This window comes from Nguyenibacter vanlangensis (genome assembly GCF_013376155.1).
GTDB lineage: Bacteria > Pseudomonadota > Alphaproteobacteria > Acetobacterales > Acetobacteraceae > Gluconacetobacter > Gluconacetobacter vanlangensis.
Window position 1 is genome coordinate 1 of the sequence record NZ_JABXXP010000964.1, and the last position, 864, is coordinate 864.

2 protein-coding genes are annotated in these 864 nt (G+C 72.2%); both read right to left on the reverse strand.

Annotated features, from left to right (window positions below):
* Window positions 1–293 (reverse strand): 2-dehydro-3-deoxygalactonokinase (locus HUK84_RS20505; protein WP_246285803.1); only part of this gene is annotated, 293 nt, incomplete at its 3' end.
* A partial coding sequence (locus tag HUK84_RS20510; protein WP_176641837.1) for an IclR family transcriptional regulator occupies window positions 277–864 on the reverse strand: 588 nt, incomplete at its 5' end. The genes HUK84_RS20510 and HUK84_RS20505, both read right to left, overlap by 17 nt.

Here is an 864-nt window from a genome sequence, read left to right on the forward strand (position 1 = left end):
CAATCGACATAGGCGACCTCGTGCCAGCCGCTCGCGCTGCCGACCATGCCGCAGGCGATCAGCTTCAGCCCGGCATCGCCGTTCAGGTCGGCCAGCAGCCTGGCCAGCGCGGCCGGGAACCCGCCATCGGGCAGGTTGAGGATGCCCCAGGGCGCCTGCGCCTCGGCCAGCACCGCGCCGGTGGCCGACATGCGCCAGGCGCGAAGCGACGAGGTGCCCCAATCGATCCCGATCAGCGCCCCCGCCGCCGGATCGCCCCTCATGTCGGGCGGCGCGTCATGACGCTGCGACATCGGACCGCCATCCCAGCCTGGCCGACACGTCTCGCGCAGCGCGGCGCACGACCGGGGCCAGGGCATCCATCCGCTCGCGCGACAGATAGGGCGTGGCGCTGGCGACGCTCAGCGCCGCGACGATCGCCCCCTGCCCATCGCGCACCGGGGCGGCGACGCAGCGGATTCCGACCTCGTTGTCCTCCAGGTCGAACACGCAGCCGCTCGCCCGATAGGCTCGCATGCGCTCCAGCCACGACGCCCAGTCCCGCGGAGACCGTTCGCCGGCGGCGCCGGATGCCTGACCGGACGATGTCTGATCAGACGGGGCCGGATCGGAAAGGCCGGACTCATACAGCGCCCGCCATTCCTCTTCGGACAGGTCCAGCATCAGGGCGCGCCCCACCCCGGTCAGGGCCAGTTTCATGCGCTGCCCGACCCGCGAGCGCATTTCCAGCCCGCGCTGCCCGGGAATCTTGTCCAGGTACAGGACTTCGGCGCCCGCGCGGACGCCCAGATGCACCGTATCCTGCGTTTCGGCCCCCAGCCGCTCGGCAACGGGACGCGCCAGCGTCGCCAGCGCGGATTCGGC